The organism is Pseudoalteromonas sp. 120-MNA-CIBAN-0494, from assembly GCF_040308885.1.
GTDB lineage: Bacteria > Pseudomonadota > Gammaproteobacteria > Enterobacterales > Alteromonadaceae > Pseudoalteromonas > Pseudoalteromonas nigrifaciens.
Map to the genome: position 1 here is coordinate 70,045 of NZ_JBEOOE010000005.1, position 20,759 is coordinate 90,803.

Annotated in this window: 16 protein-coding genes; 14 read left to right on the plus strand and 2 right to left on the minus strand. The window is 39.8% G+C overall.

Annotated elements, in window-relative coordinates; all coding sequences use genetic code 11:
• Positions 1–84: 84 nt before the first annotated feature.
• Both AAEY55_RS05705 and AAEY55_RS05710 read right to left on the minus strand, forming a co-directional pair.
• Positions 85–1,566 (minus strand): FMN-binding glutamate synthase family protein, encoded by a 1,482-nt coding sequence (locus tag AAEY55_RS05705; protein WP_182684156.1) that lies wholly within the window; start codon positions 1,564–1,566, stop codon positions 85–87.
• 175 nt (positions 1,567–1,741) lie between these two features.
• On the minus strand, positions 1,742–3,523 hold the full coding sequence (locus tag AAEY55_RS05710) for a DUF885 family protein (RefSeq protein ID WP_086994415.1): 1,782 nt from the start codon (positions 3,521–3,523) through the stop codon (positions 1,742–1,744).
• A gap of 354 nt (positions 3,524–3,877) precedes the next feature.
• Between AAEY55_RS05710 and AAEY55_RS05715 the strand changes: the two genes are divergently transcribed.
• From AAEY55_RS05715 to mdoH, 14 genes are all read left to right on the plus strand, one after another.
• Positions 3,878–4,861 carry a GGDEF domain-containing protein gene (locus tag AAEY55_RS05715; RefSeq protein WP_041454617.1) on the plus strand — a complete coding sequence of 328 codons (984 nt, stop codon included), beginning with the start codon at positions 3,878–3,880 and terminating at the stop codon, positions 4,859–4,861.
• Positions 4,862–4,943: 82 nt separating this feature from the next.
• Positions 4,944–5,699 (plus strand): bifunctional demethylmenaquinone methyltransferase/2-methoxy-6-polyprenyl-1,4-benzoquinol methylase UbiE, encoded by a 756-nt coding sequence (ubiE, locus tag AAEY55_RS05720; protein ID WP_011329553.1) that lies wholly within the window; start codon positions 4,944–4,946, stop codon positions 5,697–5,699.
• Between the two features lie 11 nt (positions 5,700–5,710).
• The gene (locus AAEY55_RS05725; protein ID WP_011329554.1) at positions 5,711–6,388 is read left to right on the plus strand and encodes an SCP2 domain-containing protein; all 678 of its coding nucleotides are present in this window, start codon (positions 5,711–5,713) and stop codon (positions 6,386–6,388) included.
• Positions 6,389–6,397: 9 nt separating this feature from the next.
• Positions 6,398–7,999: a ubiquinone biosynthesis regulatory protein kinase UbiB gene (gene ubiB / locus AAEY55_RS05730; RefSeq protein ID WP_011329555.1), complete on the plus strand. Its 1,602-nt coding sequence runs from the start codon at positions 6,398–6,400 to the stop codon at positions 7,997–7,999.
• An 80-nt stretch (positions 8,000–8,079) separates the two neighbouring features.
• Positions 8,080–8,328: a Sec-independent protein translocase subunit TatA gene (tatA, locus tag AAEY55_RS05735; protein ID WP_008467382.1), complete on the plus strand. Its 249-nt coding sequence runs from the start codon at positions 8,080–8,082 to the stop codon at positions 8,326–8,328.
• Between the two features lie 11 nt (positions 8,329–8,339).
• On the plus strand, positions 8,340–8,666 hold the full coding sequence (gene tatB, locus AAEY55_RS05740) for a Sec-independent protein translocase protein TatB (RefSeq protein WP_242376063.1): 327 nt from the start codon (positions 8,340–8,342) through the stop codon (positions 8,664–8,666).
• Between the two features lie 48 nt (positions 8,667–8,714).
• Complete coding sequence (gene tatC / locus AAEY55_RS05745; protein WP_011329556.1) at positions 8,715–9,455, plus strand: twin-arginine translocase subunit TatC; 741 nt, start codon at positions 8,715–8,717, stop codon at positions 9,453–9,455.
• A 1-nt stretch (position 9,456) separates the two neighbouring features.
• Positions 9,457–9,954, plus strand: a complete 498-nt coding sequence (locus AAEY55_RS05750) for a hypothetical protein (protein ID WP_011329557.1) — start codon at positions 9,457–9,459, stop codon at positions 9,952–9,954.
• Positions 9,954–10,739 (plus strand): TatD family hydrolase, encoded by a 786-nt coding sequence (locus AAEY55_RS05755; protein WP_089368879.1) that lies wholly within the window; start codon positions 9,954–9,956, stop codon positions 10,737–10,739. The genes AAEY55_RS05750 and AAEY55_RS05755 overlap by 1 nt, the downstream gene beginning before the upstream one ends.
• A complete protein-coding gene (locus AAEY55_RS05760) occupies positions 10,739–12,604 on the plus strand; it encodes a diguanylate cyclase (protein ID WP_089368880.1) in 1,866 nt (621 codons plus the stop codon). Before AAEY55_RS05755 ends, AAEY55_RS05760 begins: the two co-directional genes overlap by 1 nt.
• A gap of 2 nt (positions 12,605–12,606) precedes the next feature.
• Entirely contained in the window at positions 12,607–13,617 is a 1,011-nt protein-coding gene (gene hemB / locus AAEY55_RS05765; protein WP_011329560.1) for a porphobilinogen synthase, read from the plus strand.
• A gap of 128 nt (positions 13,618–13,745) precedes the next feature.
• Positions 13,746–16,466 carry an ExeM/NucH family extracellular endonuclease gene (locus tag AAEY55_RS05770; RefSeq protein ID WP_089368881.1) on the plus strand — a complete coding sequence of 907 codons (2,721 nt, stop codon included), beginning with the start codon at positions 13,746–13,748 and terminating at the stop codon, positions 16,464–16,466.
• A gap of 255 nt (positions 16,467–16,721) precedes the next feature.
• Positions 16,722–18,329: a glucan biosynthesis protein G gene (locus AAEY55_RS05775; RefSeq protein WP_089368882.1), complete on the plus strand. Its 1,608-nt coding sequence runs from the start codon at positions 16,722–16,724 to the stop codon at positions 18,327–18,329.
• Positions 18,301–20,262 (plus strand): glucans biosynthesis glucosyltransferase MdoH, encoded by a 1,962-nt coding sequence (gene mdoH, locus AAEY55_RS05780; RefSeq protein ID WP_350550452.1) that lies wholly within the window; start codon positions 18,301–18,303, stop codon positions 20,260–20,262. Before AAEY55_RS05775 ends, mdoH begins: the two co-directional genes overlap by 29 nt.
• Positions 20,263–20,759: the final 497 nt, after the last annotated feature.

Sequence of the window (20,759 nt, forward strand, 5' to 3'; positions counted from 1 at the left end):
TTAATGACCTAATAAATATTGAGTGCATAAAAAAGCAGCTTAGTTTAGTGCGCTTAAGCACTCATATATTTAATGCTCACTGTGTTATTTATAATTTTCGTAAATTTTATCTAATGGCTCTGAAAGACCACTTTCTTGAACTATACGCACATGTTCACGTTTTAACTCTCGCGCACTAGATACGCCGCACGAGTGCGCGATTAAGCCCGCTCCATAGTGCACATACTTATTATAGTTTGCCACACGCTGTGCTTTGTCTGCCACATTTAAGCCACGTTGCAGGCGCTTGTCGTGCGTGGTGATCCCTGTAGGGCAAGTGTCTTTATTACATTGCATTGCTTGAATACACCCTAGTGCAAACATATGGCCGCGAGCAGATACAACAAAATCAGCCCCCAGTGCTAATGCCCATGCAACTTTAGAGGGTACGATTAACTTACCTGAGGCAATAACCTTTACTCGCTCTCTGAGCCCATGTTTTTCTAACAAGTTAATTACTAATGGCAAGCTTTCTCGCAGTGGTAAGCCCACTGAATCTAATAATGACTGTGGTGCGGCGCCTGTGCCACCGTCTGCACTATCAATAGTAATAAAGTCGGGCGCTGACTCAACACCGCGATGATTTATTTCAGCGAAAAGAGTTTCTAACCAAGTATACTCACCAATTACCGCTTTAAAGCCGGTTGGTTTACCGGTTGCGTTACGTACGGTTGCCAACATATCAAGAATATCTGACGGTTTTTTAATTTCAAGATGGCCATTAGGGCTAATTGAATCTTGCCCTTCGGGAATACCGCGTATTTTTGCAATTTCAGCGTTAACTTTTCGCCCAGGTAACATACCGCCTTTACCTGGTTTAGCGCCTTGGCTTAGCTTTATTTCAAACATTTTTACTTGTTCGTGAGCTGCTATTTCTTTTAATTTAGCAGTGCTTAAATTGCCATTATCGTCGCGCACACCGTATTTAGCAGTACCAATTTGAAATACAATATCTCCCCCGCCTTCTAAATGATACGGGCTTAAACCGCCTTCACCGGTATTATACCAACAGCCAGCAAGCTTAGCTCCTTTAGATAAAGCACGTACTGCAGGTTTTGACAAAGCACCAAAACTCATACCTGAAATATTAAATATTGAATTAGTGGTATAAGGTGTTTTACAGTAAGGGCCTAAAGTCACATTACTAGGATCGAGCGCTTCTTCATCTAAAGTAGGAAATGCACAGTTCATAAACATCACTGTACCGGTTACTTCAAGGCTTTGAGTCGAGCCAAACGCAGCAGTATGATCAACATCTTTTGCAGCGCGATATACCCAACTACGTTCAGCACGATTAAACGGCATTTCTTCTCTATCAAGTGCGAAAAAGTACTGGCGGAAAAATTCGCCTTGGCGCTCAAAAAAATATCGAAACCGACCAATTACCGGATAGTTGCGCCTAATTGCATGCTTTGTTTGGGTTATATCTCTAAAATAAAAAATAATAACCGATAAAACTATAAACCCTAATACGACAATAAAAAGGCTCGCAAATACATTAATACTTAGAACTATAAAATTGTTCACTCAAAACCCCTCTGCAGTACTTTTTCGCCAATAAAATAAAATGGCTTTAATAGACAAATGCGCATATCACTTATTATAGATGATATGCGCATTTTATTAATTTATAACCTTAGAGCATATTAACCTTAAAGGTAAACACGCTCTCATATAAGCCATTACGATTGATGCGGATTAATTAAATATCCTGTTTAGCTAGTTCGTTTTTAATATACAAACGAATTTGCTGCTCAAGTACAGATAACGGTACTGAACCATGGCGTAGCACTTGATGATGGAACTCTCGCACATCAAATTTTTGGCCAAGGGCCTGCTCCGCTTCTTTACGTAAGCGCTTAATAGTTAATTCTCCAATTTTATACGATAACGCCTGCGCAGGCCATGAAATATAACGATCTGTTTCAGTTTTAACGTTGTGCAACGACAAAGCAGTGTTATCGCCCATAAAGTTCATCGCGCGTTCACGGCTCCAGCCATACATATGCATTCCCGTATCAACAACTAAACGTGCAGCGCGCCACATTTCATAGGTTAAACGTCCGAAACGGCTATATGGGTCTTGATAAAACCCAGCTTCTATTCCTAAGTACTCAGAATAAAGCCCCCACCCCTCGCCAAATGCTGATAAATAAGCATCACGACGATAACTCGGCAAATTTTCTAGCTCAGCATTAAGTGATATTTGTAAATGGTGCCCTGGTACAGCTTCATGCAGCGTTAACGCCTCTAGCGCGTAAAGAGGTCGCTTATCTAGCGCATAAGTGTTTACCCAGTAATAACCAGCTTGATCGTCGCGGTTCGAACCCGAGTAACGCCCTGTAGTATATTTAGGAGCAATATTGGCGGGAACAGCCACTACGCCATAAGGTTTGCGCGGCAAGGTATGAAATAATCTAGGCAGTTGCGCATCCATTTTTTTAGCAATATAAGCAGCTTCTTTTAGTAACTGCTCTGGAGTAGTTGCGTAGAACTGCGGATCAGTACGTAAAAAGTGGATAAATTCAGCGAACGTGCCTTTAAAACCAACTTCTTTTATTACCTCTTCCATTTCGCTACGAATACGTGCCACTTCTTTTAGGCCCAACTCATGAATTTCTTTTGGGGTCATATCTGTAGTGGTGTAATGCTTGGCGCGATTAGCATAAAAAGCAGCCCCATTAGGCGTTGCCGAAATACCAATACTGTCTCGAGCACCTGCTTGATACTCTTCAGTAAAAAAGGTGAGATAATCTTTATATGCTGCTATTACTTGTTCTTTAATTATTGTTTTAGCTTGGAGTTGCAGCTCATAAAATTCGCTGCTACTTAAGCCTGCAGTATTCGTTAAAAATGGCTGATAAAATTCAGATTGTGTTACATCATCAACAATATAAACACTAATTGAATCTTCATAACCTTTAAGTACAGCTTTAGGCTGCGTTAACCCTATTGCTAAACCTTGTTTCATCCAATAAATATTTTGCTCAAAAAAGCGTGGTACCTGAGCTAATCGCGCTAAATAATTTTTATAATCTTGTAACGTTTTATATTGTGAACTTTTAACCATAAACGACAAGCTTGAATGAAACCCATATTCAGATGTAAGCGGCATATAGTGGGCATTAAATACATACTCATCCACGCTATTTTGCACTTGAGCACGCAAAATACTAAAGTTAATCCGATTTTCATCACTTAACTTATCAATGTTTACCGTATCTAAATCGGCAAGTAGCTGGGTATTTTTTTTATATTCTTGCGCTAAATACTCGGCAGTTAAGTTAGGTAGTAAGTAGCCATCTACCCCCTGAGGATTATTACTGTAGGGGCTAGCATCTTGTCTATTTTGCACAATGTTTTCGGCAACTTGAGTAAATTGCTTATCAGCATTAAGTGAGGTTGTTTGGCATGCACTTAAGGTGCATAAAAAAGTAATTCCCAGTAGCGAGTGGCGTAATGGTCGAGATAAAAGTTGATTCATTATTATATAGCTTCACAATTAAATAGATTTTGTAAACCTATCGCAGGCTAAATAAATAGCAAGATAAATACGACCAAGCACGCAAAAACTAATACGACTGATATAAGCAGGTTGGTATTTAATAACCAGTAATAAAACATGCTTTTGAATAAAACAAAAAGTAATTGATGATAAAAGCAGCCATTATGTTGCTAAAGTTACAATTTAGATAACTAACTGTCGTTTTTACTTTTAAATAACCGATATAATGATTATGGTACAAGTGCTTGGATGCGAAACGCTTCATTGGATGAGTTTATAAATTAATACGCATATGTATTTAGTTGGTATTTGCAAATGATGTTCCATGACTCTATGGCTGTAGCACAAGATAAAATGACAAAAGTGTGTGTATTTTTAGAGCGCCATGTTTTGCCACCTACACCACTTAATTATCAGGTTGTTTATACTTATATTAGCCAAGTAAACAACGACCTTAATAGCGCCATTGAGCGCGCTATTGCAAGTAACACTCTTATTGACAGTTTATTTACCGAGCAACTCTATTTTGAGCATTTAAATCAAGGCCATGCCACTGAAGTGTCGATGATAGAGAATGTTAATGGGGTAATTAACTCGCTGTCTAAAAGCGCACAACACACTGAAAAACAATTTATTAATTTTGCCGGCCATATTAGCGAGTGTATGCATTCGCTTGATGAAAATAACATTAAAAATAGCCGGATCGCACTTACAAGGCTAGATCAGCAAACAGCAACACTGTTAACGCAACACAAACAGTTTAAACAACAATTAAGTAATGCTAAACAACTCCACGAAAAAACTAAAAAGCAGCTTAACACCCTGCGTAAACAACATATTATTGATAGTCAAACTGGCTTGTATAAACGTCATTATTTAACCAAGCAAGTGCAAATATGGGCAAATCAACATAAACCGGTTTGTGCTATTGCTATTCAAATAGACAATTTAGATCACTTTATTGATAACTTTGGCGATGTAATCGCAGAAGCAATTTTAAGCAAAGTGGCTAAACAAGTACAAAAATATGTGTTTCAAAGCGGCCTAGCGGGGCGTACTGCAAAAGATCAATTTACTGTACTACTTACCGACGTAGATTGTGAAACAACCAATTTAATTGCAGAAAAAGTACGCGCTGGTGTTGCAAAGCTGCGCTTTATCAGCTCAAAAAACGCGCTGGCATTACCTGCAATTAAGCTCTCTTTGGGGATTGCACAGCAACAACAAGCTGACTTTGAGCAATTAACTAAAAGTGCTTCTAATGCGGCATTTAAAGCACGCTCTTTAGGGCAAAATAGCTTTACTGCGGAGCATTAATTAGCTGATAAATCATATTCAAATTGCACCTTCAGGGCACAATCAAGTACACTAGTCTTTATTACCACGATAGAGATTAATGATGAGCGAAACACCACAAAAGACCACGCATTTTGGCTATAAAACGGTAGCCGAAAACGATAAAGCCTCAATGGTTGCAGACGTATTTCATTCAGTTGCGGCAAAATATGACGTAATGAATGACTTAATGTCTTTTGGGGTACATCGTTTATGGAAACGTCAAACAATAGCCAGCTCTGGCGTTCGTAAAGGCCACCATGTTTTAGATTTAGCCGGTGGTACGGGCGATTTAACTGCAAAATTTAGCCAACTAGTCGGAGAAACCGGTCAGGTTATACTCGGTGATATTAACTCGTCTATGTTAAAAGTGGGCCGTGAAAAACTCCATAATTTAGGCTTAGTTGGCAATATTGACTACGTGCAAATGAACGCTGAAGCCTTACCATTCCCAGATAATAGCTTTGATCTGATCACTATTGCATTTGGTTTACGTAATGTAACCGACAAAGACAAAGCATTACGTTCAATGTACCGCATTTTAAAACCAGGCGGGCGCTTACTGGTATTAGAGTTTTCAAAGCCAGAGCATGAAATACTCAGTAAGGCATACGACTTTTATTCATTTAACTTATTACCAACTATGGGTAAGTTAGTGGCAAACGACAGCGAATCGTACAAGTATTTAGCTGAGTCGATTCGTATGCATCCAGATCAAGACACGCTTAAAAGCATGATGTCTGATGCAGGCTTTGAGCAAACCACTTATCAAAACTTAACCGGTGGTATTGTTGCGCTGCATCGCGGCTTTAAATACTAAGGTAAATAATTATGGCGCTTGAGCAAGCAACCGAAAAAAATTCTACTGAGGCTCCCTCAACTGATTTTTTTATGTTACCCAACTTAGTACTTTCGCTCGTGGAGCGAATACTTAATCAAGCACTTAAACTCGATACAAGCCTATCGGGAAAGTTGGCAGCAGTTAAGCATCAGCGCTTAGTCGTTGATGTTAGGGGCTCTCAGCTAAAGCTGCTGCTAGTGTTTAGCGACAAGCAACTTCATTTATATAGCGCAACCAGTGATACAGACGCAGATTGCATGATTAGCGCCGACCTTAACACCCTGCTTGCGCTAAAAAACCCAGCCATGCTTACCCAGCTAATTCGCCAAGACAAACTTGATTTACAAGGCGATTTAAACATAGCTCAAACCTATAGCAATGCATTTTCAACACTAGATATAGATTGGCCTGAGCAGCTTTCATCGCACCTTGGTGATGCTCCCGCACAGCAATTATATTTACACTTCAAAACGCTCCAGCAACACGGCAATAAAGCAAAAACGCAGTTAAGCCGCACCCTAACAAGCTTATGCCAAGATGAATTGGCAATTACCATTCATCCGTTAGAGCTTAAACAATTTAAACAACAAAACCGTGAGCTTAAAGGCCAAGTTGCTGCTATAGAACAACGCATTAATGCCTTACTAACCACTTTGACTACCCGCTAAGGATTTTTTGTGTCAACTGCACGACTGTATTACATCACTAAAACACTGCTTAGCTACGGATTAGATGAGTTAGTACCAAAACATAAAATCCCTTGGTTTGCGAAAATAGCCCGAGGTAGTTTATTTTGGCTGCGTAATCAGCATAAAGATAAGCCAGCAGGGCTGCGATTACGTTTAGCCCTACAACAGCTTGGCCCAGTATGGGTTAAGTTTGGCCAAATGCTTTCTACGCGTCGTGACTTACTGCCGCACGAAATTGCATTAGAGCTGGCATTTTTGCAAGATCAGGTTGAACCTTTTCCCGGCGAACTTGCACAAAAAATAATAGAAAAAGCTCTCGAAATTAATGACATAAGCGAGCGTTTTAGTGAGTTTTCACAAACACCACTGGCGTCGGCATCAATAGCACAAGTACATACCGCAACGTTAGTTGACACAAATGGTATAGAGCAAGATGTAGTTATTAAAGTAATCCGCCCTAACATTAATCAACAAATTAACGCCGACTTAGCCTTAATGGAAAAGCTCGCTAAGGTGTTAGCAAAAGTACACCACGAGTCAAAACGTCTGCGTCCTGTGGAAGTAGTAAAAGAGTACAAAAAGACTCTACTTGATGAACTTGATTTAATGCGCGAAGGTGCAAACGGCATTCAACTTAAACGTAACTTTGAAGACTCAGATTCGCTTTACATCCCTACCGTTTATAGCGATTACAGCCGCCATAATATATTAGTAATGGAGCGTATTTATGGTATTGCGGTATCAGATACTGATGCTTTATTAGCGCAAAACACCAATATGAAACTACTGGCTGAGCGTGGCGTTGAAGTGTTTTTTACCCAAGTGTTCAGAGACAGCTTTTTTCATGCTGACATGCACCCAGGTAATATTTTTGTTTCTCGTGAGCACCCCGAAAACCCTAAATATATTGGTATAGATTGCGGTATTGTGGGCACCTTAAACAAAGAAGATAAACGCTATTTAGCGGAAAACTTTATAGCCTTTTTTAATCGTGATTATCGCCAAGTTGCGCAGTTGCATGTGGACTCGGGTTGGGTACCGCCCGACACCAGTATTGAAGAGTTTGAATTTGCTATTCGCACTGTCTGCGAGCCTATATTTAATAAGCCTTTAGCTGAAATTTCGTTTGGTCATGTATTGGTTAATTTATTTAATACTGCAAGGCGCTTTAATATGCAGGTACAACCACAATTGGTATTACTGCAAAAAACCTTACTGTATGTTGAAGGTTTAGGCCGCCAGCTTTATCCACAATTAGATTTATGGAAAACCGCTAAGCCCTTTTTAGAAGACTGGGTTAAGCAACAAGTTGGTCCGTTATCGGTTATAAAGCAAATGTATGCACAATTACCCTTTTGGGCCGAAAAAATGCCAGAGCTGCCCGATCTAATTTATCAAAGCTTAAAACGCCCACCACAAATTCAAGTACAGGCTCCGAAGGGATCTCATAAACCTTTGGTTTTAGGTTTGTTTAGCAGTGCGGCTATGGTTATTGCTGCATTATTTTATTTACAGCACGATTTAATTGCTGCAAGTATCGCTATAAGTAGCGCTATTATTGGTTTTATAGCAGCATGGCGTAGCACATAAACTAAGTGCTATTTACGTTTTTAGGCGTATAATTAGTATTTAAAATATACACTTTATAATTATGAAAACGGGAGATAAACATGGGATTTGGCGGTATTAGTCTTTGGCAGTTATTGATTGTATTAGCAATTATTGTACTTTTGTTTGGCACTAAAAAATTACGCGGTATTGGTGGTGATTTAGGTGGAGCAGTTAAAGGCTTTAAAAAAGCAATGTCTGACGAAAAAAATACAGATAAAGAAAAGCCAGAGCAGATTCAAAAATCAGAAGAAAGTGCACCGCTTGATTCTGCCCATACTGAAAAAAATAAAGACAATAACAAGGTTTAATTAGCATGGGGATGTGGGAGCTAATTGTTGTTTTAATTGTTGGTTTAGTGGTGCTTGGTCCAGAGCGTTTACCTGTAGCAATTAGAACGGTAAGCCGATGGATAAAAACTGCAAAGTCGCTTGCTAACTCAGTGAAAGCTGAAGTGAGCGAAGAGTTGCGTGTGCACGAATTACACGAAAACCTTAAAAAAGCGGAGCAACAAAACTTAACCGATTTAAGTCCTGAACTACAAAGTTCACTAACTGAACTTCAACAGGCCGCTCAGTCTGTGACCCACAGTTATAAAAAAAATCAAATCGATCCCTCTAATAAGCAAAATATTGATGATACAAAGTGAAATTAATTTCTCACTTTGTGGTCAACTTACTAAATGGTATAAAAAATAATGGCTGAGGAAGTAAAATCGGGGTTTGTCGCGCATTTAATTGAATTACGCGATCGGCTGATTAAATCACTATTAAGCATTTTAGTTATTTTTATTGCAATAGTGTATTTTGCAAACGACATTTATACATTTGTTGCAGCGCCATTAATTTCACATTTGCCAAGCACTGCAACCATGATAGCAACTGATGTCACAGCGCCATTTTTTGCCCCTTTTAAACTAACGTTATTTGTCGCATTATTTGCCTCTATTCCGTGGATATTACACCAGGTTTGGGGTTTTATAGCTCCGGGATTGTATAAGCACGAAAAACGCATGTTAATGCCAATACTCGCCTCAAGCATCTTTTTGTTTTATGGTGGTATTGCCTTTTGCTACTTTGTAGTACTGCCAATTATTTTAGGCTTTTTTACCAGTGCGGGTCCTGCAATGCTCACCTTAGCACCGGATATTAGTAGCTACTTAGGGTTTGTACTAAAACTATTTTTTGCCTTTGGTGTCGCTTTCGAAATTCCAGTAGCCATTATGCTGCTGTGCTGGAGCGGCGCTACAACAACGCAAAGCTTAAAAGAAAAACGTCCCTATATTGTAGTGGGTGTTTTTGTAGTAGCGATGTTTTTAACACCGCCCGATGTATTGTCACAAACTTTATTAGCGCTACCTATGCTTATTTTGTTTGAGCTAGGCCTAATTTTAGCTAAATTTTATACCGCTAAACCACAACAAGAATCTGAGGAATAACATGAACAAAAAACTACTCTCACTATTAGTTTTGTTAAGCGCACCGACTTTTGCAGCCACAGCTATTAACGAGCAAGCACTGCAAGCATGTAGCTTTATTGAAAACGACTTTAACCGCCTGCTTTGTTACGATAATACGGTTGCCGGTAAACCGCTGAGCAAGCCTACTGTAAATAAAACACTCTCACCAACAAATACAGAAGCCACCGCACCTGTTGCTGTAGCGGTAACACAAGCAGAAGAGTTTGGTTTAGAGCATAAAAATATTGCGAAAGAAAATGACAGCTCTATTAGCTCAACTGTATCAGCCATTAAAGAAGCAGCTTATGGTGAGTTAATTATTACTCTAGAAAACGGCCAACAATGGCGCCAAATTGGATCTGACGGCATAACGCTAAAAGAAGATGACAACGTGGTTATTAGTCGTGGTGTATTTAATTCTTTTTTATTAAAAAAAGAAGGTCAAAACCGCTCTATACGCGTTAAACGTACTCAATAATGCCATACAGCTTAATTGATGCTGGGGTTAATTTAACTAACCATCAGTTTGATAAACAGCATCAAGATATTATTGCCCGCGCTAATGCTGCGGGAGTAAAGCATATGCTGATTATAGGCTGCGATGTAGCAGCCAGTGAGCAGTCGCTTGAGCTGGCTATAGAGCATCAGCAATTTTCTACAGCAGGCGTACATCCTCACGATGCTAAATCGGCTACTGATGAGCTTGAGACGCAACTCACTCAACTTGCAAGCCATAAACAAGTTATAGCCATTGGGGAGTGCGGCCTTGATTATAACCGTGATTTTTCGCCTCGCGATGTACAACGAAGTGTACTTAGACGCCAGCTTGCCCTAGCTGAACAGCTAAACTTACCTGTATATTTGCATGAACGTGATGCCAGCGAAGACATGCTCAGTATTTTAAAAGAATTTAATGTACGCGGCGTATTACATTGCTTTACAGGTAACGCTCAGGCATTAAAAAGCTACTTAGCGTTAGGGCTTTATATCGGCATTACCGGCTGGGTTTGCGATGAACGCCGTGGAAAAGAACTACAACAATTAATCCCCAGTATCCCTCTTAATAAACTGTTAATAGAAACTGATGCGCCTTTTTTGATTCCGCGCACCGTTAGCCCAAAGCCTAAATCTCGCCGTAATGAACCTGCATTATTAACTTATGTGTGCGAAACAATTGCCCAATTATACAACCTTACTCCTGAGGCAATAGCGCAGCAAACTACTCTAAACTTTTATAATGTTTTTGGTTTAAAAGCTAAGTAATGAAAGTTATTGGGGTGTTATTAAGCTTATTAACTATCCTTTTTGCTGGTTTAGCAGCCGCTAATACGATAGAGATCGATGAGCAGTTTACATCTGAAAAAATTAACTCTGTTTATTATTCTTTTGCGCCTACATCCATAGCAACCGCCCAGCAGAGCGATCTTAAACAGTGGCAAACGTTAACCAACAAACCACTTAATTTAGGGATTGAACAACGCCCTGTTTGGATCCAATTTACAATTAAAAATACGCTCAATACGCGTGTAACGCCAATACTCTCTATCGATAATCCGCTATTAAATGAAGTACAGGTATATCACTTACTCGATAAGCGACGATCCTCCTCAATAAATATTAATGCCCCTCCTTTACTGCCACAACAACAAATAAAAAACGAACCTTTGCTGGTAAAATTAACGCTTCCTGCCCACAGTAATACCACTGTTATTGTTAAAGTGAGCAATAGCTCAGGGTTACGCGTGCCTTTAACCTTATGGCAGGCAGATGCGCTCTTTACATATAAAAGTAAGCTTAATTTGCTTTACGGATTATTAATTGGCTTTGTTTTTTCTTTAGCGATTAGCTGTCTTATTTTGTATGCTTTTTCGCGTAAGCAATACTTTGCTTACACGGGCGCTATAACATTAATGCTCAGCATCTTATTATATTTTATTTGTGGCTTTAGTTTCATCCACACACGTTCTGCGGGCACAGTACAACTTATGATCCCCATGTTGGTGATGCTGATAACGGTACTTTTCTTACCTCTACAGCAACAGGTATGTCAGCCTAAAACCGTTACATGGTTTAAAGTGCAAAAAATTATAATAGCTATATATGCACTGCTTATTGCGTTTGTTTGGCTTTTTCCCACACTTGTTGTCACCTTATTTTGCTTTATTACCACTCCCATTGTTTTAGGCTACTATGTTGTAACAACCTTACTTTGTATTCGCCAAAACCCATCAGAACCCCAAAAAGCACTTTTGCTAGCTTTATGCAGCTTTTTAGCCGCAATTGTTTATTTTATTATTACTGTTTCAGGGCTTTATATATTTACAAACAGTAGAGTGGCTTTTGTGTTTATTTGCTCTCTTAGCTGCGCTTTCTCCCTTGGATATGCGGTGATGAAACTCTTTATTTTACAGCGCGATGAACAAGTAACTACTCAACAAACCTTAATAGCCAAAAGTGCTGCCCAAGATGCCTTATTACATGAGCGGCTATCTTTACAAGAAAGCGTGCGTCAAGAGCTCGAAACACAAGTAGATGAGCGTACTTTTGAGTTACAAGTAACACTAAGAGAACTAGAAGAAAAAAACCGTGAGCTTGAACAGCTAAACATGGAAGATCCCTTAACTGGTATTAAAAACCGGCGCTTTTTTGATAAAAAATTAGTGATGGAGTTGCGCCGCTCGCGTCGCGAACAAACACCATTAAGTGTTATTATGCTTGATATAGACAAATTTAAGGTAATAAACGATACCTATGGCCACCTAACTGGCGATCAGGTTATTCGTACTGCTGCTGATACTATTAAAAAGCAATTACAGCGCCCGCTTGATGAAGTAGCACGTTACGGCGGCGAAGAATTTGTGGTGTTATTACCCAATACCCAAAATGATGGCGCGATAGCCATTGCTGAAAAAATTCGCCACGCTATTGCTACTAATAATGTGCATGTGGCTGGCACTACTATTTCATTTACAATCAGCGCGGGAGTGTATACTAGCGTTGCTGAAGATATAAATAATCCTGAAATTTTTACCGAACGTGCCGACAAAGCACTGTATTTTGCCAAGCAGCATGGTCGTAACCAAGTGATTAATTTTCCAATCCCACAATCCAAAAGTAGGAGCGTATAAATATGGCCCAATCTGGTCTAGATCTTTTCCCATATACTCGCATGCGCAGAATGCGCCGCGATGATTTTTCACGCCGTCTTATGGCTGAAAACCAGCTTAGCGTTAATGATCTTATTTATCCGGTATTTGTACTCGAAGGTAAAAACCGTCGTGAAGCAATTGAATCAATGCCCGGTATCGAGCGCTTATCAATTGACTTACTGCTTATAGAAGCCAAAGAACTGGTTGAGCTCGGTGTGCCCGCCATTGCTATTTTCCCGGTAACACCGGCCGACAAAAAGTCATTACATGCTGAAGAAGCGTATAGCGATGATGGTTTAGCACAACGTACAGTACGTGCATTAAAAGAAGCATTCCCTGAGTTAGGTGTAATTACTGATGCCGCGCTAGACCCGTTTACCACCCACGGACAAGACGGCATTATTGATGAAAGTGGCTATGTAATTAACGACATCACAACTGACATACTAGTTAAGCAAGCACTGTCGCACGCCCGAGCAGGTGCTGACGTTATTGCCCCTTCGGACATGATGGATGGCAGAATTGCCGCTATTCGCGAGGCACTTGAAGCCGATGGCTACATTCACACTCGCATTATGGCTTACTCAGCTAAATACGCCTCAAGCTATTATGGCCCATTTAGAGACGCGGTAGGCTCTGCCGGTAACTTAAAGGGTGCTGATAAAAAAACCTATCAAATGGATCCAGCTAATTCTGACGAAGCCATTCGCGAGGTAGCGCTTGATTTGCAAGAAGGCGCCGACATGGTAATGGTTAAACCTGGCATGCCATATTTGGATGTTGTACGCCGAGTTAAAGATGAGTTTGGCGTGCCAACCTTCGCTTATCAAGTAAGTGGGGAATACGCTATGCACAAAGCTGCTATTGATAACGGCTGGTTAGCTGAAGAGGCCACTATCATGGAGTCGTTACTGGCGTTTAAACGTGCTGGCGCCGACGGCATTCTTACCTATTTTGCTAAGCAAGCTGCACAATACTTAGCTAAAAAGTAAGCCTTACAAGGCGGGCAACAAGCCCGCCTTACTTTGCATTTACAATCATTCACACTGAATATTATTTTTGTAATATTTATTCTCTAAACTAATATCCTATCTGGAATTATAAACGGGAATAATGACCAATGTTTAAAACAAAAATAACCCCATTAGCGCTTATTATTGCAAGCATTAGTGCATCAGCCTCTGCCGAACTGATAATTTCTGAATATGTTGAGGGAAGTGGCTTTAATAAAGCTATTGAGATTTATAACACATCATCCGCAGAGGTTTCTTTAAATGGCTACTCACTTAGCTTGTATTCAAATGGCTCTGGATCAGCCAGTGTAACTGAAGAGCTTACGGGGTTGCTTGCTGCAAACAGTACCTATGTTATTGTCACTTCAGACTCTAGAGCAAATGATGAGCTTAAATTAAAAGCTCAGCTATTTAGTGGTGCAGTTAACTTTAATGGTGACGACGCATTAGTACTAATGCAAGGCTCTAATGTTATTGACAGTTTTGGGCAGCGTGGGGTAAAAGAAATTTGGTCTGCCGGGGGCGTAACTACAAAAGATAAAACGCTACGCCGTAAGGAAAATATTCTTATTGGTCGGGCAACCCCTGACTCCACTTTTAACCCAAGTGACGAATGGCTACAATTTGATAAAAACGACTTTTCAGGGCTAGGTTTTTTTGGTATCGGCACAACACCTGAACCTGAACCAGAGCCACTTGAACCACTGATATGTGGCAACGATAAAACAACCATTAACGCCATTCAAGGTACTGGTGCTGCCAGCCCATTGGTTAATACTACAGTAGAGTTAGAAGGGGTTGTAACGGCCAACTTCCAAGGTGACAATCAGTTAAAAGGCTTTTTTATTAGCTCTTTACCTGTTGATGACGATACTAACCCACTAACCTCTGAAGGCATCTTTGTTTATTTTGCAGCAGCAAATGTGAGTGTAGGCGACCATGTGCGTGTACAAGGCAGTGTTGAAGAGTATTTCAATGCCACTCAAATTGGTAGCGTTACCCAAGTGGCCGTTTGCAATTCGGGTTTAACTGTATCAGCAACTAAAATCTCACTCCCAGTTACAAATACAACAGATTTAGAAGCATTTGAAGGCATGCTTATTACACTAGAGCAGCCATTAATAGTGACTAATAACTTTGGTTTAGGACGCTATGGTGAAATAGAGCTGGCAACCGAGCGTTTGTATCAAGGTACACAAGTTGCCCTGCCCGGTGATGCCGCCAACACACTTGAAGCGAATAACTTAACTAAAAGAATTCTTTTAGACGATGGCTCAACTTTACAAAATATTGAGCCAATTTACCCTATACCGGGTTTATCTGCCGAAAATACGCTACGCACTGGCGATACCGTTAACACTGTAACTGGGGTGCTTGCATATAGCTTTGATACTTATCGCATTCACCCTACCATAACACCGCAGTTTATCACTACCAATGCACGTAAAAATGCTCCCGAACTTCACGTAGATGCGGATCTAAGGGTAGCTAGCTTTAACGTTCTTAATTATTTTAATGGCGATGGTCAGGGGGCCGGATTCCCCACTAGTCGTGGTGCCGATAGTGAAGCTGAGTTTATTCGTCAAGAAGCTAAAATTGTTAGTGCTATTAGTGCAATACAAGCCGATGTTATTGGCTTAATGGAAATAGAAAACGATGGCTTTGGTGAGTTTAGTGCAATTGCTAGCTTAGTAAATGCGCTTAACGACTTTGACACAGCTAACCAGTATGCATTTGTTAATTTTGGCCTTGATAAAATTGGTAGTGATGCAATTACCACAGCCTTAATCTATCGTGTAAATAGAGTAGTAGAAGTAGGTAGTGCAGCAATCACCACACAACCTCCGTTTGACTTTGGAAACCGCCCACCAATTGCACAAAGCTTTAAAGTATTAGCAACAGATGAGGTATTTACCGCTGCAGTAGCGCACCTTAAATCAAAAGGTGGTTGCAGTAGCGCAACAGGAGCAAACCAAGATAAAAGTGATGGCCAAGCATGTTGGAATGAAACACGCGTTGCCGGCGCTAATGCATACGCAAGCTGGCTTAATAGCAAGCCAACCGGTATTGATGATGAGGATATTATTCTTATTGGTGATTTAAATGCCTATGCCATGGAAGATCCTATTCGTGCATTTGCCGACAATGGCTATAAAAATGCAGTTGCAGAGCTTGATGGTAATACCCTTGGCTACTCTTATAGTTTTTCTGGACGTGCGGGTAGCTTAGATTATGCCTTAGTAAGCCCATCATTATTAAGCAAAATAGTTGCAACGAATGATTGGCATATTAATGCCGATGAGCCCACTTTACTCGATTACAATGTCGAGTTTAAAAGTGATGCTCAACAATCAAGCTTATACGCAGCAGGCCCATATCGTGCATCAGATCACGATCCAATAATTGTTGATATAAAATCTGAGGTTATTTTAACACCTGAGGAGCAAACCCCAGTTATAGCAGCTAACCAGACATTTATTGTTAATGAAAATAGCCCTGTTGGTACTGTGATTGGCCAGTTAGCGTTTAGCGATCCAAATGCTAATGACTCTCCCGTTGTTAAATTTATTGTGTCGGGTAGCAATAGCGTAACTATTAACAACCAGGGTCAGATCGTGGTGACTGCTGAACTTGATTATGAACAACAAAGTCTTATTACTTTAGTTGTGCAAGCCCAGGATAGTGCTGACAATATATCATTAGAGCAAACAGTTACTATAAATGTTAATAGTGATGAGGCTCAAAATGATGACGATGACTCTGGCTCATTATTTTGGTTAACTATTTTTTTGGTACCTCTTACTTTATTTCGCAGGTTTAAAAGCTAAAAGCCAACACTATAATTGTTAAAAAGCCGCTGTTGCGGCTTTTCTCTTTTTACACAAATGTAATTCAGACAAGCTTCAGTAAACTTTGTGTACTATCCGTACTAAATCTACTCACTCTCGTATTTAGCCTGTAAACAACAAAGCATACTTGAGCCTTTTTATACGTTTATTATTAAAAGTACCAATGAAACAAATTAATAAATCGATATTAATCTTAACTGTAAAAATAAGTCATGTTTTTATAAAGGAACGAAAATGAAAGCACCAATTCACCTAATATCAACATGGAAAAAAGCCTCAGTACCATTACTTAGCTTGTTTCTTGTTTTTTCAGCTCAGCAAGCATTTTCCGCCACGCTTGACGTTGCCATCCCGCAAGACAGTTTATTTGATGTGATCAGCGCCCGCGCTCAAAAATTAGCGAGTGAGGAGTATATTGCCCCTAAAAACATCGAGCTAGATGCGCTAAATAATATTGAGTATCAAGATTATCGCTCTATTCGTTTTAAACAAGACAAGTCAATGTGGAAAGGTGAAGGTCTTTACGAGCTACAGTTGTTTCACCCCGGCTTTTTATATAAAACACCAGTAACAATTAATACAGTTGATAGCGATTCTAAACTTAGCCGTTTGCCGTTTAGTACTGACTTTTATCAGTACGATGGTACTGCAGCACCTTTAAAAGATGAAATAGCCAAGAGTGTTGCCAATAAACAATTAGGCCATGCTGGATTTAGGCTGCATTACCCAATTAATACCACTGAGTACAAAGATGAAGTAATGGTGTTTCAAGGTGCTTCTTATTTTAGAGTTGTTGGGCCTAATCAAGTGTATGGCCTATCGGCGCGAGGGTTAGCAATTGATACTGCTGAAGCGTCTGGTGAGGAGTTTCCTGTGTTTAAAGAGTTTTGGCTAGTAAAACCACAGCCAGAACAAACTAACATTATCATTTTTGCACTGCTTGATAGCCCATCGGTTGCCGGCGCTTATAAGTTTAGTATTGACCCTACCACCAACACCAGCGTTAAAGTAGATATGCAAATTTTTGCCCGTAAAGACGTGAAAAAATTAGGCGTAGCACCACTAACAAGCATGTTTTATCACGGCGAAAACAGCACTAAGTTTTTTGACGATTACCGCCCAGAAGTGCATGACTCAGACGGACTGTTAACCCAATCTCAGGATAACAACTGGATTTGGCGTCCGCTTAATAATCCGTCGCAACTTAGCGTAACCTCTTTTTCATACGAGAACCCTAAGGGATTTGGCTTAGCGCAACGTGATCGTGAATTTAATAATTACTTTGATATTGAAGCGCATTATCACAACCGCCCTAGCCTGTGGATAGAGCCTGAAGGTGACTGGGGAAATGGTCGAGTAGAGCTGGTAGAAATACCGACAGATACAGAAACAAACGACAACATAGTGAGCTACTGGGTACCTGAAAAACCATTTAAAGCAGGCGATTCGTTAAAGCTAAGCTATAAAATGACCACCTTTAATGCTTACTTAACTCAGCATGATAAGGCACGCGCAGTTCGCACTCGCATTGGTAGCGCGGCATTACCGGGTGAAGATAATCCGCCACCTAAAAGCCATCGCCAATTTACGGTTGATTTTGCTGGGCCTGATATAAATAAGCTTTCAGAAAAGTTAAATTTAAATGCCGACATCCAATTAACAACGGGTGAGGTTAGAGATGTAACTGTGCAAAAATTACCTGATTCATTAGGCTGGCGAGTTGCTTTTAAAATAGCTCCACAAAACGGTAAACCTGTAGACATGCGCTTATCGTTAAAGCTGCATGATAAAGAAATTAGCGAGGTATGGAGTTATGTTTGGTATCCAAATGACATCAAGTAAACAAACCACCAAAATATCTATGCCCTTTAAGGCACTTCGTATTTGGTTATTTGCCATTGCCGCAATTGGTATATCTGCGTATGGCATCTCTATTATGTTTGAAATTTTAAACTCAAATGGTATGACACCACTTGAATATGCTTTGCTGGCATTATTTTCAATTACCTTTGCATGGATTGTTACCGCATTTTGTAGTGGTACTATAGGGTTTGTACTGCAGTTACTGCGTATTGATCCGCTTACCCTTAGGCGCATAAAACCTATAAAGCTTGATAGTCAGGCATTTTCTCAGCAAAAAACTGCCATAGTAATGCCTATTTATAACGAAGATACACACCGCGTTATTGCAGGCTTTGAAGTGAGCTTACAGTCATTAAAAGAGACTGGGGAATTAGCCAACTTTGATTTTTATTTACTCAGTGATACACAAGATCCAACAATAGCTAAAAATGAACTAAGTGCTTGGCATGCTTTGTGTGAGCGCCTAGGCGAGACATCAAAGCAGTTGTTTTATCGTCGCCGCGAAGATAATAAACACCGTAAAGTAGGTAATTTAACCGACTTTTGTGAGCGCTGGGGAAGCCAGTACGATCATATGATTGTGCTTGATGCCGACAGCGTTATGACAGGTAAATGCATGCTAGAGCTAACGGCAAGCATGATTAACAACCCGCAAGTAGGACTTATTCAAACCATTCCTATTCCGGTACGCCAAGATACCTTTTTTGGTCGTTTTTTACAGTTTGCTTCGGTACTTTATAGCCCTATGCTGGCAACAGGATCGGCATTTTGGCAAACCGATAAAGCAAACTACTGGGGCCATAATGCCATAATTAGAGTAAGCGCATTTATTGACTGCTGTGGTTTACCCACACTTAAAGGCAATGCTCCTTTTGGTGGTGAAATACTCAGCCATGACTTTGTAGAAGCATCATTACTACACAGTGCAAATTGGGAAGTATTACTACTTGCAGATATTGAAGGCAGCTATGAAGAAGTCCCAAGTAATATTTTAGATTATGCCGTGCGCGACAGACGTTGGGTACAGGGTAATATTCAACACATTGGATTACTCCCGTCACCAAAGTTAAAGCTGATGAGCAAATTTCACTTTTTACTTGGCGCTACCGCTTATATTTCGTCATTAATATGGTTACTTATGCTCGCGTTAAGTACGGTTGATGCCGTAACACGTGCTTTAAATAGCGACGTTTATTTTAACCGCGCTTATCAATTGTTCCCTACTTGGCAAATAGCTAAAACCGATTTAATTGATGCTCTGCTCTATCTTACTATTGTTATTTTATTGCTACCAAAACTAATGGGTATAATCGTAACCTTGGTGCACAGAAAAAACCGCTTCGGTGGTGCTATTAAGCTTACGTTAGGCGCAATTATAGAAACAGTTTTTGCTATTGTCATGGCTCCATTAATGATGGTGTTTCATGCTTATTTTGTTGTTTGTGTGTTTTTAGGAAAAAAAGTTAAGTGGGATGCTCAACCACGAGAAGGCCGTATGGTGCCATGGAAAGAAGCGTTTAGTTATACGTTATTTTCTACTTTGGTCGCTATTGCTTGGGGTAGCACAGCGTATTACTTCACGCCGGTATTTTTTTGGTGGCTATCACCTATATTACTAGGTTTAGTACTAGCTGCACCTATAGTGCGTTATTCAAGCAGTATAAAACTGGGGGTTAAACTCAGAAAGCTAGGTATATTTATCTGCCCTAGTGAAGTAGATAACGATACCATGCTAGAGGCACTTAAAGTGCACCTTAAAGAGGTTTCGGTACCCACCGCAGGGCAATACCCTTTAACTATACCCGCATTGCCAAAAGAGCACTTGGTTACCATGCCAATACAAAGCTTTAATAAGTCACGCTCGCCAAAGATGAAAGCGCTAAAAGAAAAGCTAATTAAAAAGCTTAGCTAGCGCCACACTTTAAAATAAAAAAGGAGCTACAAATAGCTCCTTTTTTATTACTAGATTAGGTTATATTTACAAAACAAAGCAAGCTCGTAATTATAGATAATTAACCAATTACTTTATCACTGTATAATTTATAAATGGCAGTACGAGTTTTCTCATCTAATCTCCAATTGTAAAAATATATACTTCTACCATTTAATAGAGATACTTTAAAAATAGTATTAATAAAAAATGACTTAAAGGAAATAGATTTTATCTCTTCTCTACTAATATAACGCTCACCAAATATTCGTTTATAACATATGCCAGGCTTGTAGCAATGTAATAGCTGTAAGTTCATCTTACTAACAATAAAAAATGTGAGTAGTGTTGGTATCAACACGATTATCGCCACTCTAAAAGTAACGGTGGAAAATATAGGTATTAAAAGAAATAAGCCTATAACAGTAATATATTTAAACAGTTGTAGAGACCAATTAGGCACTAACTTAATCATGTTC

What these genes read in the sequence shown, in the direction of transcription:
- AAEY55_RS05725 (WP_011329554.1), top strand. Translation starts at nt 5,711, where the DNA reads ATGGCGCTTGAGCAAGCAACCGAAAAAAATTCTACTGAGGCTCCCTCA.
- AAEY55_RS05775 (WP_089368882.1), top strand. Translation starts at nt 16,722, where the DNA reads ATGAAAGCACCAATTCACCTAATATCAACATGGAAAAAAGCCTCAGTA.
- AAEY55_RS05770 (WP_089368881.1), top strand. Translation starts at nt 13,746, where the DNA reads ATGTTTAAAACAAAAATAACCCCATTAGCGCTTATTATTGCAAGCATT.
- tatC (WP_011329556.1), top strand. Translation starts at nt 8,715, where the DNA reads ATGGCTGAGGAAGTAAAATCGGGGTTTGTCGCGCATTTAATTGAATTA.
- AAEY55_RS05760 (WP_089368880.1), top strand. Translation starts at nt 10,739, where the DNA reads ATGAAAGTTATTGGGGTGTTATTAAGCTTATTAACTATCCTTTTTGCT.
- hemB (WP_011329560.1), top strand. Translation starts at nt 12,607, where the DNA reads ATGGCCCAATCTGGTCTAGATCTTTTCCCATATACTCGCATGCGCAGA.
- AAEY55_RS05755 (WP_089368879.1), top strand. Translation starts at nt 9,954, where the DNA reads ATGCCATACAGCTTAATTGATGCTGGGGTTAATTTAACTAACCATCAG.
- tatB (WP_242376063.1), top strand. Translation starts at nt 8,340, where the DNA reads ATGTGGGAGCTAATTGTTGTTTTAATTGTTGGTTTAGTGGTGCTTGGT.
- AAEY55_RS05710 (WP_086994415.1), bottom strand. Translation starts at nt 3,523, where the DNA reads ATGAATCAACTTTTATCTCGACCATTACGCCACTCGCTACTGGGAATT.
- AAEY55_RS05715 (WP_041454617.1), top strand. Translation starts at nt 3,878, where the DNA reads ATGGCTGTAGCACAAGATAAAATGACAAAAGTGTGTGTATTTTTAGAG.
- tatA (WP_008467382.1), top strand. Translation starts at nt 8,080, where the DNA reads ATGGGATTTGGCGGTATTAGTCTTTGGCAGTTATTGATTGTATTAGCA.
- AAEY55_RS05750 (WP_011329557.1), top strand. Translation starts at nt 9,457, where the DNA reads ATGAACAAAAAACTACTCTCACTATTAGTTTTGTTAAGCGCACCGACT.
- mdoH (WP_350550452.1), top strand. Translation starts at nt 18,301, where the DNA reads ATGTTTGGTATCCAAATGACATCAAGTAAACAAACCACCAAAATATCT.
- ubiE (WP_011329553.1), top strand. Translation starts at nt 4,944, where the DNA reads ATGAGCGAAACACCACAAAAGACCACGCATTTTGGCTATAAAACGGTA.